At 66.9% G+C, this 14,369-nt stretch carries 8 protein-coding genes; 4 read left to right on the top strand and 4 right to left on the bottom strand.

Features of this window, described 5'->3' with window-relative positions; genetic code table 11:
• Positions 1 to 89 precede the first annotated feature (89 nt).
• Positions 90 to 4,874 (top strand): NAD-glutamate dehydrogenase, encoded by a 4,785-nt coding sequence (locus tag EP380_RS07325; protein WP_127597727.1) that lies wholly within the window; start codon positions 90 to 92, stop codon positions 4,872 to 4,874.
• 34 nt (positions 4,875 to 4,908) lie between these two features.
• Entirely contained in the window at positions 4,909 to 6,306 is a 1,398-nt protein-coding gene (locus EP380_RS07320) for an MFS transporter (protein ID WP_127597725.1), read from the top strand.
• Between the two features lie 24 nt (positions 6,307 to 6,330).
• On the opposite strand, the gene purH is transcribed toward EP380_RS07320, so the two are convergent.
• From purH to htpX, 4 genes are all read right to left on the bottom strand, one after another.
• A complete protein-coding gene (gene purH, locus EP380_RS07315; protein ID WP_127597723.1) occupies positions 6,331 to 7,947 on the bottom strand; it encodes a bifunctional phosphoribosylaminoimidazolecarboxamide formyltransferase/IMP cyclohydrolase in 1,617 nt (538 codons plus the stop codon).
• 103 nt (positions 7,948 to 8,050) lie between these two features.
• Positions 8,051 to 9,784, bottom strand: a complete 1,734-nt coding sequence (locus tag EP380_RS07310) for a heparinase II/III family protein (RefSeq protein WP_420845846.1) — start codon at positions 9,782 to 9,784, stop codon at positions 8,051 to 8,053.
• A gap of 54 nt (positions 9,785 to 9,838) precedes the next feature.
• Positions 9,839 to 11,245, bottom strand: a complete 1,407-nt coding sequence (locus EP380_RS07305; protein WP_238719774.1) for an RsmB/NOP family class I SAM-dependent RNA methyltransferase — start codon at positions 11,243 to 11,245, stop codon at positions 9,839 to 9,841.
• Positions 11,236 to 12,273 carry a zinc metalloprotease HtpX gene (htpX, locus tag EP380_RS07300; protein WP_106570041.1) on the bottom strand — a complete coding sequence of 346 codons (1,038 nt, stop codon included), beginning with the start codon at positions 12,271 to 12,273 and terminating at the stop codon, positions 11,236 to 11,238. The genes EP380_RS07305 and htpX overlap by 10 nt, the downstream gene beginning before the upstream one ends.
• A gap of 109 nt (positions 12,274 to 12,382) precedes the next feature.
• On the opposite strand from htpX, the gene EP380_RS07295 reads away from it, so the two are divergent.
• A complete protein-coding gene (locus EP380_RS07295) occupies positions 12,383 to 12,613 on the top strand; it encodes a DUF1674 domain-containing protein (RefSeq protein ID WP_127597721.1) in 231 nt (76 codons plus the stop codon).
• Positions 12,614 to 12,961: 348 nt separating this feature from the next.
• Positions 12,962 to 14,320, top strand: coding sequence for a vWA domain-containing protein (locus EP380_RS07290; RefSeq protein WP_106570039.1), 1,359 nt, complete (start codon positions 12,962 to 12,964; stop codon positions 14,318 to 14,320).
• Positions 14,321 to 14,369 lie beyond the last annotated feature (49 nt).

The raw sequence follows: 14,369 nt of genomic DNA, 5'->3' as shown, positions 1-14,369 counted from the left end.
CAACATCTTGCTGGGAGTTGGTGTCCTGCCGGGCTCGCATTCGCGATAACGTCTGATACGATAGCTGGAAATTCCCGCCGGAGGAAAGCATGACGGCAAGCAAGGGCAAGGCCAAGCCCGCAAGCGGCAAGGGCGACGCCCGTCCGAAAGAGCCTCAGATTTCGGATTTCAAACAATTGTTGCTGTCGCGCTCGCCAGCCGAGGACGTGGAGGCCTACGAGCCGGCCATGCTGTCGAAGGCGACGGATCTCGTGCGGCAGGCCCTCACCCGGCATCGCAAGGGCGAGAGCGTGATCGCGATCGCGCGCGACAGCGGCATCGAGCGGGCCGGTCGCCCGGTGACGGCAATCACCGTCATCAACGACAACATGCCGTTCCTGTTCGATTCGGTGATGGGCGAGATCGGCGCCGGCGGCGTGGAGCCGCTGCTGGTCGCCCATCCCGTTTTTCTGGTCGATCACGACGGCAAGGGCGTCTGCGAGATCCGCGGCGATACCGGCGGCAAGGCGGAGGGCGATCGCGTCAGCGTCATCCACGTTCACGTTCCGCCGATCCCGCAGCAGGAAGCCGAGCAGCTCGAAACCCGGCTGAAGGAGGTGCTGAAGCAGGTCAGGGCGGCGGTGGTCGACTGGAAGCCGATGCTTGCCCGGCTCGAGCACACGATCTCTGATTATCGCTACATGCCGATCCCGCTTGACAAGGGTGCGGTCGGCGAAGCGATCGCTTTCCTGGAATGGCTGCGCGACGATAATTTCACCTTCCTGGGCATGCGCGAATATAGCTACACCGGAGAGGGCAAGTCCGGTATTCTGGAACGCACCGACAATCGGGGGCTGGGCATCCTGTCCGATCCCGATCTGAAGATTTTGCGCGGCAGCAGTTCGACCTCGATCACCACGCCGGAGATCCGCGAGTTTCTGCTCGGGCCGGAACCGCTCATCGTCACCAAGGCCAATGCGCGCTCGATCGTCCATCGCCGCGCCTATCTCGACTATATCGGGGTCAAGACCTTCGACGCGGACGGCAAGCTGACCGGCGAACTGCGCATGGTCGGCCTGTTCACCTCGACCGCCTATACCCGTTCGGTGTTCCGCATTCCCTATCTGCGCTCGAAGGCGGACCGGGTGCTGGCCAAATCCGGCTTCGACAAGGGCGATCATTCCGGCAAGGCGCTTATCAACGTGCTGGAATCCTACCCGCGCGACGAACTGTTCCAGATCGACACGACCATCTTGCGCAAACACGCGATGGCGGTGCTGGCACTGGGCGAGCGGCCGCGGGTGCGCGCGCTGGTGCGCGTCGACCAGTTCGACCGCTTCGTTTCCGTGCTCGTCTACGTTCCGCGCGACCGCTACGATTCGCGCGCCCGGGTGCGCATCGGCGATTATCTGAAAACCGTGTTCGACGGCCGGCTGTCGGCCTATTACCCGGCCTTTCCGGAAGGCGGGCTGGCGCGGGTCCACTTCATCATCGGCCGTTCGGGCGGCAAGACACCCAAGGTGAACGCCCAGTCGATCGAAGCGGAAATCCGCGCCATCGTGCGCACCTGGGACGACGCCCTGCGCGAGGCGGCCGCGCAGGCAGGCATCGAAGGCGCCCATACCGCGATCGCAACCCGCTTTCCCGAAGCCTATCGCACCAGCTTCAAGCCGGCCGAGGCGCTGCGCGACGCGGGCCGCATCGCGTCTCTGGACGTCGACAATCCGATCGCGATCGATTTCTACCGCCATGCTGATCAGACGCCGCAGCAGGTCGCGCTCAAGATCTATCATCACGGTGAGGCCGTCGCCCTGTCGCGGCGGGTGCCGCTTCTGGAGAATATGGGCTTCCGGGTCATTTCCGAACGGACCTTCGAGGTCGATCTCGACAATGGCGCGGCCGTGTTCGTCCACGACATGGAACTGGAAAGCGCCTTCGGCAGGGCGCCGGCGCTCGAACAGGACGCCGCCCGGTTCGAGACCGTTTTCCTCTCGGTCTGGCGCGGGCTCGCCGACAATGACGGCTATAACGGCCTCGTCCAGACGGCGGGGCTGGCGTCGAGCGAAATCACCATCCTGCGCGCCTACGGGCGTTACCTGCAACAGGCCGGCATCCCGCAAAGCCAGGATTTCATCGCATCGGTGCTGAACCGCTATCCCACGATTGCCGCCGATCTCTACGGCCTGTTCCTGGCCCGGTTCGATCCCAGTCTCGGCGCGCAAGACGCGGCGCGGCTGCAGGAAGAACGCGTCGAGGCGGTGATGCGGGCATTGGAAGACGTTCCGGTGCTCGACGACGACACGATCGTGCGGCGCTTCCTGAACCTGATCCAGTCGACCCTGCGGACCAGCAAGTTCAAGCCGGAAGCCGACGGCGAAACCCGCTCGCTGGCCTTCAAGCTTGATCCGCACATGCTGACGGGGCTGCCCGAACCGCGCCCCTGGCGCGAGATCTTCGTCTACGGGCCCGAGGTCGAGGGCGTGCATCTGCGCTTCGGCCCGGTGGCGCGCGGCGGTCTGCGCTGGTCGGACCGGGCACAGGACTATCGCACCGAGGTGCTCGGGCTGGTCAAGGCGCAGCAGGTCAAGAACGCGGTCATCGTACCGGTCGGCGCCAAGGGCGGGTTTTATCCCAAGAAACTGCCGCAGGGCGGCACGCGCGACGCGGTCTTCGAGGCCGGCAAGCGCGCCTATGTCAATTTCATCTCCAGCCTGCTGTCGATCACCGACAATCTTGACGGCGACACGGTTGTGCCGCCGCAACATGTCGTGCGCCATGATGGCGACGACCCCTATTTCGTCGTCGCCGCCGACAAGGGCACAGCCACTTTCTCCGACACCGCCAACGCGATCAGCCAGGCGCACGATTTCTGGCTCGACGACGCCTTCGCCTCGGGCGGTTCGGCCGGGTACGACCATAAGAAGATGGGCATTACCGCGCGCGGCGCCTGGGAGGCGGTGAAACGCCATTTCCGCGAAATGAATCGCGATATCCAGTCCGAGCCGTTCACCGTCGTGGGCGTGGGCGACATGTCGGGCGACGTGTTCGGCAACGGCATGTTGTTGTCGGAACATATCAAGCTGGTCGCAGCCTTCGACCATCGCGACATCTTCATCGATCCCGATCCGGACCCGGCGGCCTCGTTTGCCGAGCGCAAGCGCGTCTTCGAACTCGGCCGGTCGAGCTGGCAGGATTACGACGCGAGCAAGATTTCCAAGGACGGCGGCGTTTTCCCGCGCTCGCAAAAGTCGATCACGCTGTCGCAGGCGGCCGCCGACGCGATCGGCCTGGGCAAGACCAAGGCCTCGCCGGCCGAAATCATGACCGCGATCCTGAAGGCCCCCGTCGACCTGCTGTGGTTCGGCGGGATCGGCACCTATGTGCGGGCGGCCGACGAATCGAACCAGGATGTGGGCGACCGGGCGAATGACGGCATTCGCGTCACCGGGCGCGAGGTCGGTGCCAAGGTTGTCGGCGAGGGCGCCAATCTCGGCATGACCCAGCGCGCGCGCATCGAATACGGGCTTGCCGGCGGGCGGTGCAATTCCGACGCGATCGACAATTCGGCCGGCGTCAACTCGTCCGACGTCGAGGTCAACATCAAGATCGCGCTGGCCGCGGCCATGCGCTCCGACAGCCTGACGCGCGACACGCGCAACACATTGCTCGCCGCCATGACCGACGAGGTCGCCGAGCTGGTTCTGACCAACAATTACCACCAGACGCTGGCGCTTTCGCTGGCGGCGCGGCGCGGGATTTCCGATCTCGGCCACCAGGCGCGGTTCATGACCGCGCTCGAGGCACGCGGCCTGCTCGACCGGGCGGTGGAAACCCTGCCGGGCGAACAGGCGCTTGCCGAGCGCACGGCGCGTGGCGAGCCGCTGACCCGGGCCGAGCTCGGCGTTCTGCTTGCCTATGCCAAGATCGTGCTGTTTGCCGACCTGACGGAGAGCGGTCTTCCCGACGATCCGCATTTCGCGGCCGATCTGCTTGGTTATTTTCCCGAGCGGATGGCCAAGAAATACAAGGATGAGATCCTGGCCCATCGACTGCGGCGGGAGATCGTGGCTACGCAGTTGGCCAATGACGCGATCAACCGGGGCGGTCCGTCCTTTATCAGCCGGCTGCAGGACGTGACGGCCTGTTCGCCCGCCGAGGCCGTCGGCGCCTTCGCCGTCGTCCGCGACGGGTTCGACCTCGGCGCGACCTTCGCCGAGATCGATGCGCTCGACACAAAGGTGGACGGTCAGCAGCAACTGCGTTTCTACCAGGCCGTCGGCCGGCTGATCCACACCGCGACTGCGTGGATGCTGAAAAACGGCGACGGCAGCCAGAGCGTGGGCGCGCGCATCGCCGAACTGAAAAAGGCGCGCCAGACGCTGGAGCCGAGATTGGCCGGCCTGCTGCCCGATTTCATGCGAAACCGGCTCGAGGAGCGGTGCCACGATTTCCGCATCGCCGGCGCGCCCGACGCGCTGGCCGAACGTCTGGCCTATTTCGGCATCGCCGAGATCGTCCCCGACATCGATCTGGTCGCCCAAAGGGCGGGCGCCGATTTCGATACGGCCGCGCGCGCCTATCTGGGGCTCACCGAGACGTTCCGTATCGCGCGGATCGAGGATGCGGCGCGCGCCGTGGCACCAGTCGACTATTATGACGGGCTCGCCCTGTCGCGCGCCACCGACATGATCGGCGCGGCGCGCCGGGGCATGGCCGTCGCCGTGCTCGCCGGGCACGGGTCGGCTGTGGATCCAGTGGCGGCCTGGATCGAAGCGGGCGGTCCGCGGGTCGCGCGCGCCCGCGAGAGGCTGCAGGCATTGACGGAAGCCGGCGACATCTCCTTGTCGCGACTGACGGTCGCGGCCGGTATGATGGCCGATCTATCCGGGCTTTGAGGCAACATGTCGCCAAGGGGGCGACGGAGGGGACATGGCCGACACACAGGAGCGCCGCGCGCCGCGCCGCGGCATATGGGGCTGGATGCTGTTCGACTGGGCGCAGCAACCGTTCCATACGCTGATCATCACCTTCGTCTTCGCACCTTATTTCGCCTCGAGCGTGGCCAGTGACGCGGCACGCGGACAAGAGCTTTGGGGCTACGCGACCGGCATCGGCGGGCTGCTGATCGCGCTGTCGTCGCCGATCCTGGGCGCGATCGCGGATGCGACCGGCCCGCGCAAGCCTTGGATCCTGTTTTTCTCCGTCTTGGGTGTGATCGGCTGTTTCATGCTGTGGCGGGCCGTGCCGGGCATGGAGGCCATCGGGCCGATCCTGTTCTTTGTTGCGCTGGCCGTGTTCGGCATGGAATTTGCTGCCGTGTTCAACAATGCGATGATGCCCGACCTTGTGCCGCGCGCGGAGCTGGGGCGCCTGTCCGGCTCGGCCTGGGGCCTGGGGTACCTCGGCGGTTTGATCACGCTGGTGCTGGTGCTCGGTTTCATGTCGGCCTCGCCGGAGAGCGGGCGCACCTTGCTCGGGCTCGAGCCGCTTTTCGGCCTCGACCCGGCGATGCGCGAGGGCGATCGCGCGGCCGGCCCCTTCACCGCGCTGTGGTACATGGTCTTCGTCCTGCCGATGTTCCTGTTCACGCCCGACATCGCGCGACGTACCTCGGCGCGCGGCGCGGTGCGGCGCGGCCTGTCGCAGCTCGGGCGCACGCTGCGCAGCCTGCCCTCGCAACGCAGCTATTTCAGCTTTCTCCTGTCGAGCATGTTTTATCGCGACGCGCTCAATGCGCTTTATACCTTCGGCGGCATCTATGCGGCCGGCGTGCTCGGCTGGTCGATCATACAGATCGGCATATTCGGTATTCTCGCCAATCTGACCGGAGCGGTGGGCGCCTGGTTCGGTGGCCGCCTCGACCAGCGTTTCGGTCCGCGCTTCGTGGTCGCGATCGCGGCGGTGATCCTGACGGCGTGCTGCATCCTGGTGATCTCCACGACACAGACCGAGGTGTTGTTCGTCACCGTGGCGGCCGATGGCGGCAGCTCTCTGCCCGACATCATCTTCTACTGCGCCGGCGGGCTGATCGGGGCCGCGGGCGGCGCCATCCAGGCCGCCTCGCGCACTTTGCTGGTCGACCAGGTCGAGCGCGAGCGGGTGACGGAGGCGTTCGGGCTTTACGCGCTGTCTGGCAAGGCGACGACCTTTATCGGCCCGCTGACCATCGCGCTGGCAACCGGCTTCTTCGCGTCCGAAGCGCTCGACCTGTCGAGCCAGGATGCGCAGCGGCTCGGCGTCACGCCTGTGATCGCGCTGTTCCTGCTCGGGCTGTTTCTCCTGCCGATGGTCAAGAGCCGGCACCAGACCGAAGCCGCCAAGGCGTGAGGCGGCGCTCGCCGCCTTGCTGCTTCAGTGGCGGAAGTGGCGCGTGCCGGTGAACACCATAGCAATGCCATGCGCGTCGGCGGCGGCGATCACCTCCTCGTCGCGCATCGAGCCGCCCGGCTGGATCACTGCCGTCGCACCGGCCTCGACTGCCGTCAGCAAGCCGTCGGCGAAGGGAAAGAAGGCATCCGAGGCGACCACCGCGCCACGGGTGAGCGGTTCGGCCGCGCCGGCCGCCGCCGCAGCGTCCTCGGCCTTGCGTGCGGCGATGCGGGCCGAATCGACCCGGCTCATCTGTCCGGCGCCGATGCCGACCGTGGCGCCGTCGCGGGCATAGACGATCGCATTCGACTTGACGTGCTTGGCCACCTTGAAGGCGAATTTCAGGTCGGCGAGCTCGCGCGCGTCGGGCGCCCGCTTTGTCACGGCTTTCAGGTCGAGATCCTCGACCACCGCATCGTCGCGCGACTGGACGAGCAGGCCGCCGGCGACCGATTTCACCATCAAACCGGCAGCACGCGGGTCGGGCAGTCCGTCCGTCAGGAGCAGCCGCAAATTCTTCTTCTCCGCGATCAGGGCGCATGCGTCGGCGTCGGCGCCGGGCGCGATGATGACTTCGGTGAAGGTCTTGACGATCTCGGCCGCCGCCTCGGCATCGAGGATGCGGTTGAGCGCGACGATGCCGCCGAAGGCGGAGACCGGATCGCAGGCCAGAGCCTTGCGGTAGGCCTGGCTGAGCGTTGCCGCCCGGGCCACGCCGCACGGGTTGGCGTGCTTGATGATTGCCACGGCCGCGCTTTCGGCCGGGTCGAATTCGCCAACCAGTTCGAAAGCGGCGTCGGTGTCGTTGAGATTGTTGTAGGACAATTGCTTGCCCTGGACCTGGCGGGCGGTGGCAACGCCGGCGCGCTTTTCGCCGGTGCGGTAGAAGCCGGCCTTTTGATGCGGGTTTTCGCCATAACGCATCGCCTCGCCGAGCCGGCCGCCGAAGGCACGCCAGTCCGGGTCGTCGAGTTCGAGCGTTTCGGCGAACCAGCCCGAGATCGCGGCGTCGTAGGCGGCAGTGCGCGCGAATGCCTTGGCGGCGAGTTCCTGACGGAGGCGATAGGGCAGGCAGTTGTCGTTTCCGGCCAGCGCATCGGCAACCCGGCCGTAATCGGCAGGCTCGGTCAGAACTGCGACATAGGCGTGATTCTTGGCTGCCGCACGCACCATCGCGGGCCCGCCAATATCGACGTTTTCCACCGTGGTGGCATAGTCGCTGCCGGCGTTGCGGACCTCTTCGAACGGATAAAGATTGATCACCACGAGGTCGAAGGGACGGATGTCGTGAGCTTCCATCGCGGCAGTGTGCTGCGGGTCGTCGCGTATGGCGAGCAGTCCGCCATGGACGAGCGGGTGTAGCGTCTTCACCCGCCCATCCATGATCTCGGGGAAGCCGGTGACGTCGGAGATGTCGGTGACGGCGAGCCCGGCCGCGGCGATCGCGGCCGCCGTACCGCCGGTGGAGACCAGCTCGATACCGCCCGCGGCCAGCCTGCCCGCGAATTCGGCCAGTCCGGTCTTGTCGGAGACCGAGATCAGCGCCCGGCGCACCGGCACCAGATCGGGAGCGGGTATGTTTTTCGACGTCACGGCCATCGACCGGCGGTCTCCTGTGTCTAAGGGAAGGGGCGTGCGCGACCTATCACAAGCGGGACGCAAAACAAATGCGCCTGACGCATGGCCAGGACGCGCAAAATCGTTACAGGCGCTCGAGCGTGGTGCGGGTCAGCCGCCAGGCGACTTCCGGAAGCGCGCCGGCCTGGAAGGCGAGCACGATCTGGAGGTTGCGGCGCGGGCCGCTGATGCCGGCAAAGAAGATCGATTCCTCCACGACCGGCTCGACGCCGTCGCACGAAAACACCCAGGACAGGCCGTCGCGAGCCGCAAGCACCAGCCGCCCGGCCTCGTCGCGCAATAGATCGATGTCGGGATGGACGTGAAAGCGGATCGCCACGGTGTCGCCCTCGCCCGGCGCGGCTCCGTCGGGGCGGTAGAACCGGTCGGTGCCGTCGAGCACGTCGCCGTCCTGGGTAAGTTCGAGCGCACGCTCGTGAAGAAGCCCGAATGTGGGCACGTAACCGTCATGCACGGCGACGAAACCCTGCCGTCCCGTCGCATCCGTGCGCTTGGAGGTGACGCTGCTCGGACCGCTGATCACGGAGGCGCCGATCAACCGGGTCAGCCGCGGTGAGGTGGTGAAGCGGCACGAGGAGGTGTCGTTGAGCGTCGCGGTCGAATGGGCGGCGGTGGCGCGCGACAGCGGCCGAAACGCGTCGGGCCCGTGCCGGTCGACGCCTGCATTGACGATGAACATGCGCCGGCCCGAAGACAGTTCGAAGGACAGGCAGCCGGCATGGGCGGGAATGGCGGCTTCGGGCGCGTCCGGCTTGCCGGTGTCGGCGATCACCGTCGTCTCGTTCATCGACAGCCGCTCGAAGCCCGAATGCGGCGCATGCAGCAGCGGCTGCCCGGCAGTGTCGTCATGGCGCAGGATAGCGGCGATCCGGTCGGGGATCGTCGCGCCCATGCCGTTGAAGCGCGCAAGGCTGCCGTCGCGGTGGCGGAAGAAGCGCAAGGCCGGCAGCATGCGGTCGACAGCGCCCATCAGCGCCTGCGGAGGCGCCTCGGCTTGGTTGGCATAGGTCTGGCGCAGCGGCAGAAGGTCGGCGAGCAGTTCCATCACCGCGGCCGGCTGGCGGGAGATATGTCCGCCGTCGGGCAGGATCTGCCGGTCGAGTTCGCGGGCCAGATTGCGGGTGGCGACGCGCAGCGTGGCCGGCGAGGTCGGCAGCGACAAGGCGGCAAAGGCCAGGGCGATGCGCGCGCGCAGCCGGTCCTCGCCGCCGCGCATATAAGGCGCGATGGCGCGCAGATAGCGGATCTGGGTGGTCAGCGATTTGAGGAAGTTGCGGTAGAATTGGAACTCCGCGCCCTGCAGCACGACAGTGGAATGCTGCAGCCAGGCGATCACCCGCTTGGCGGTGATGGCCGGCTCCCAGGCGGTGCCGGCGATATGGGCGCCGTGCGTGTCTATCCAGTCGGAGACCAGCGCGCGCCCGTTCGCTGCGGCCAGGTCGGTGCCGGCCTCGCGCAGATGGCGCAGCCAGCGAAATTCGTGCAGCGCCTCGCGCCATATCGGGCTGGCATTGTCGATGGCGAACGGCGAGCGGCCGCCGGTCTCCACGACCTTGCCGCCGAGGGCGAAACGCCCGTGATAGATTTCCGAGGCGATCTGGGGATCGGCCAGTCGCAGGTCGGGCGGAGCGATCAGAACCCGCTCGGGCGTGCGCCCGGCATAACGCCAGCGATAGGTTGGCGCCGTGCGCAGCCGCTGGCGCGTTCGACGCCAGACCTCCTGCGCAACAAGCCCCCACAGGCGCGGTGATTGACCTGCCGCCGTCACCAACGAATCCCTATCCCTCGACGTTTCCACCCCTTTGCGAGTGTATCCGATTCAAAAACCCGTGCGACAGCTAAAATCCGGCTGTCAACCGGTCCTTCGCAGCCGGGCGGCGAAAAACCCGTCCATGCCCGACCATCGCGGGTCGTCGATGGGCCAGTCCGCCGGCGTGGTGCGCAGGTCGCCACAAGCATCGACGAGGCCGTCCAGGCCGTCGAATTCCGTCGGTGCGATCGGGTCGCGGCAAAAATCGGGCCGCTCGTCGAGAAAACCGGCGACCAGTCGTTCGCCTTCTTCGGGGTCTAAAGAGCAATTGGAAAAGACCAGACGTCCGCCGGGCCGGACCAGGCCCGAGGCCGCGTCGAGCAGGCGGCGTTGCGCGGCGGCGAGTTTGGCGATGTCTGCGGGCGACTTGGTCCAGGCGACGTCCGGGTGGCGCCGCAGCGTACCGGTCGCCGAACAGGGGGCGTCGAGCAGCACGGCGTCGAACAGACGCCCGGGCCGCCAGCTTGCCAGATCGGCACGCACGATCTCGGCGCTCAGGCCGAGTCGTTCGAGGTTTACGGCGAGCCGTCGCAACCGGTTGGCAGAGCCGTCGACGGCGGTCACGCGTGCGCCGGCATTGGCAAGTTGCGCGGTCTTGCCGCCGGGAGCGGCGCAGAGATCGGCGACGTCGCAGCCGTCGACCGCGCCCAGCAGCCGCGCCGGGAGGCCGGCGGCGGCGTCCTGCACCCACCACGCGCCCTCGGCATAGCCGGCAAGCTCGGGCACCGGCGTGCCCGGCTGCACAAGGCGCACGGTGCCGTTGGGCATCAGGCGGCCGCCCAGTCTTTGCGCCCAGCCGCCGGGGTCGGTGCGCACGGTGAGGTCGAGCGGCGCCTCGATCCGGTGGGCGGCCATGATCGCGTCGGCGGTTTCGGGGCCGTAGGCGGCAATCAGGCGTTCGGCAAACCAGTCCGGCGCGTCGCGGGTCGTGGCCAGCACTTTCGGCAGTGCCCGCTCCTTGCGCGTGGCCAACGCCCGCAGCACCGCGTTGACCAGTCCGGTAAAGCGGCGGGTGCGCGGGTCGGCGCTGGCATGGGCGACGGCGAGATTGACGGCGGCGCTGTCGGGCACGTCCAGAAATAGGATTTGTGCCGCCGCCACGTGCAGGATGTGGAGCAGCGTGCCGGCCCTGGCGGGCAGCGGGCGGTCGAGGCGGCTGTCGATCAGGGCGCCGATCGACAGCCTGTGTCGCAGCGCGGCGGCCAAAATCGCGCGCACGAGCGCGCGGTCGCGCGGATCGAGTGCGGTAAATTGCGGGTTGCCATGCTCGGAATCGGTCAGACCGTCGAGTGGGGTCCTGGCATCGACCACGGCGGCCAGCAGGCGTGCCGCCGCGCGCCGTGCGGCAAGGCCCGGCATCTCCGCCGCCGGCTCCGCTCCCGTGCCCGGTTTCGCCTTCGGTCTGGTCTTGCGCCGCCGCTCGGTCGCCACGCGTTCGGTCACGACCACGGCCCCTTGGGGCCGGTCGGGTTGCGGCCCCAGGGGTTGGGTCGGCTCTTTGGTTTGTCGACCTTGGGCGACGGCGCTTTTTCGCCGGCGCGATCCCAGGGCCCGGCAGACGTCTCGGGTGCCGGTGGCGCCTGCCTTGGCGCCGATTGCCCTTGCGAAGCCGCGCGCGGGTCCGGATCGGCGGCGAACTCGTCGGCCATCGCTTGCAGCGCCGCGATACGATTCGCGGTGTCGGGGTGGGTTGAAAACAGATTGTCCATGCGTTCGCCCGACAGCGGGTTGATGATGAACATATGCGCGGTCGCCGGGTTGCGCTCGGCGTCCTGATTGGGAATGCGGCCGGCTGCGCGGGCGATCTTGTCGAGGGCCGAGGCAAGCCAAAGCGGCGCGCCGCAGATCTCGGCGCCGAGCCGGTCGGCGGAATATTCGCGGGTGCGGCTGATCGCCATCTGCACCAGCATGGCCGCCAGCGGTGCCACGATCATTGCTGCCAGCACGCCGACGAAACCGAGCGGATTGTTGTTGTCGCGGTTGCCGCCGAAAAAGAAGGCGAAATTGCCCAGCATCGATATCGCGCCGGCGAGCGTGGCGGTAATCGTCATGATCAGCGTGTCGCGATTCTTCACATGGGCGAGTTCGTGCGCCATCACGCCGGCGACCTCTTCGTAGGACAGCCGCTCCAGCAGGCCGGTGGTCGCGGCCACTGCCGCGTTTTGCGGATTGCGGCCGGTGGCGAAGGCGTTGGGCTGATCGCTCTTGATCAGATAGACCTTCGGCATCGGCAGGTCGGCATTATGCGACAGCCCGCGCACGATCTCGTAAAATTCGGGCGCGCCGGCCTCGTCGACCTCGACGGCGTGGTGCATGCGCAGCACCATCTTGTCGGCGTTCCAATAGCTGAACAGGTTCATGCCGGCGGCCAAAACGAAGGCGATCATCATGCCGCCCGAGCCGCCGATCAGATAACCTACGCCCATGAAGAGCGCCGTCATCGCGGCAAGCAGCATCGCCGTGCGGATCATGTTCATCGGACGCTCCTGACTGACAAGCCGTTCCCGATACTCGAAAACGGATTCGAACCGATCTATATGATGGGTGGGTCGCCGGCCAACTTCAATATTTTCCGCGGAGGCGCGCATGACGGACAGCACCGGGCGATACGACGCGCAGCAGCGCCGGATGGAGGCGGAAGACGCTTCCAGGCCGCTGCCGCCGCAGGCCCGTCGCGCGCTGGCCGAGGCGGAGGCGCGACGCGCCGAATATCGGAAGCGCGAAGCCGAGCGTCCGTCAGAGCTCGGCGGGCGCGGCGGGCTCGAACCCGGCCGCTACGGCGACTGGGAGGTCAAGGGCATCGCCACGGATTTCTGAGCTGACGGACCTGCGGTCAAGTCCGGCCCCGCTCGGGCTTGCTGTCGTGTCGCCTCACCGCGGCAGATGGCGGGACACATGGTGCTGAACGCGAGAGGCCGTTTGTGTCTTTTGGGGACAGCCGCACGGCCCGGTCCGCCTTGACCGGCAGTCGAGGCAACGCGGCGTGCCGCCCGGTCTCGAGCGGGCGTCTGCGTTAACCTCACGGTAACCTAGGCTTTCACCTGTCCTCAATAAAATCAAAAACTTGCCAGCCTCTATCCGGCGCCGTCCCGGTTTTGGTCTGGCCCTGGCAGGAAAGTTGCATCGCTCCTCACGACGCCCCTATCGTCGAAGAGGAAGACAAGCATGCGCGCCAAAACGAGACTTCGCAGCCGGTTGCGGACATTCGGCTCCGACCGTGCGGGCAATTTCGCCCTGGCGACGGCCGCGGTGATGTCCGCTCTGGTCGCGGGCGGCGGGTTCGCGCTCAACCTTGCCCAGGTGACGCTGACGCGCTCGAACCTGTCGAATGCGCTCGACGCGGCGGTGACGTCCACTGCGCGCGACCTGACGACCGGCAAGATCGCGCCCGACGATGTCGATGCGCTTGTCTCGGCCTTCCTGAAAGCGAACGGGTCGACCGGCTTTGCCAGCAAGGACCGTGTCACGCTGGATCGGGTGACTATCGACAGGCAGGCGCGCACCGTTTCGGCGGTGGCCAGCGCCGAGATCGATCTCGCCTTTCCGGTCTTCAACGCGGCGGCATCGCGCATGATCCGGGTCGAATCGCAAGCGCTTTATTCGGACCGCAAGATCGAAGTGGCGATGATGCTCGACATTACCGGTTCGATGCGCGGCAGAAAACTGCGCGATCTGCAGGCCGCCGCCGGCAATGTCGTCGACACCTTCCTGGCCGGACAGAACGCAACCGACCCGCGTGTGCGCCTTGCTATCGTGCCTTACGCCGACGCCGTCAACACCGGCGTGCTGGCGCCGATGGTGCATGTGGAAACGGAGTTCGCCACAGGCGAGCCACCGGCACTGGAGGATCTGAGGCCGGTCTCGGCCGGCCTGCGCAGTTCCCCCCGCCTGCCGGACGGTTCGCGCCGTCCCGATTCCTGTGCCACCGAGCGCAAGGGCATGCAGCAATTCAGCGATGCCTCGCCGCGCACGGCCATGGTCAACCGCGACTATCGGCTGGCCTTCTGCCCCTCCGCAGCGCTGCAACCGCTGACCGACGACGTCTCGCGGTTGAAGGCGACCATCGGCGCGTTCCGTGCGAACGGACATACCGCCGGCCATATCGGCATTCAGTGGAGCTGGTACCTGCTGTCGCGCAAATGGGCGGAGGTGCTGCCTGCCGGCTCGCAGCCGCTGGCGCCCAACACCAAGAAGGTCGGCAAATTCGCGATCCTGATGACCGATGGCGAGTTCAACACCGCCTTTGCCGGCGTGCCCCGTCGCGCAACGACAAAAGGCGGTCAGGCCGGCCGTTCCCGCAACCAGGCCGAACGGCTCTGCCAGGAAATGAAAAAGGCGGGCATCGAGATCTTCACCGTCGGCTTTCAACTGCGCGAACGCAACGCAAAGCAGGTCATGCAGGCCTGTGCCTCGCCCGACCGTGGCTCGATCCGGCATTATTTCGAGGCGGCGAGCGGCGAGGAACTCGACGCCGCCTTTCAGGAGATCGCCGGCAATATCGAGCGGCTGGCGATTATCAAATAGCGCGTTTGAAACGGAAAGGGCCGCCCCGAAAGGCGGCCCAACGTGTTTC

Origin of the sequence: Nitratireductor alexandrii, from assembly GCF_004000215.1 — a bacterium.
In the GTDB taxonomy this organism is placed as follows: Bacteria; Pseudomonadota; Alphaproteobacteria; order Rhizobiales; family Rhizobiaceae; genus Mangrovimarina; species Mangrovimarina alexandrii.
The sequence above is the reverse complement of the archived record's forward strand: the minus strand, read 5'-3'. Positions and strand labels throughout refer to the sequence as shown.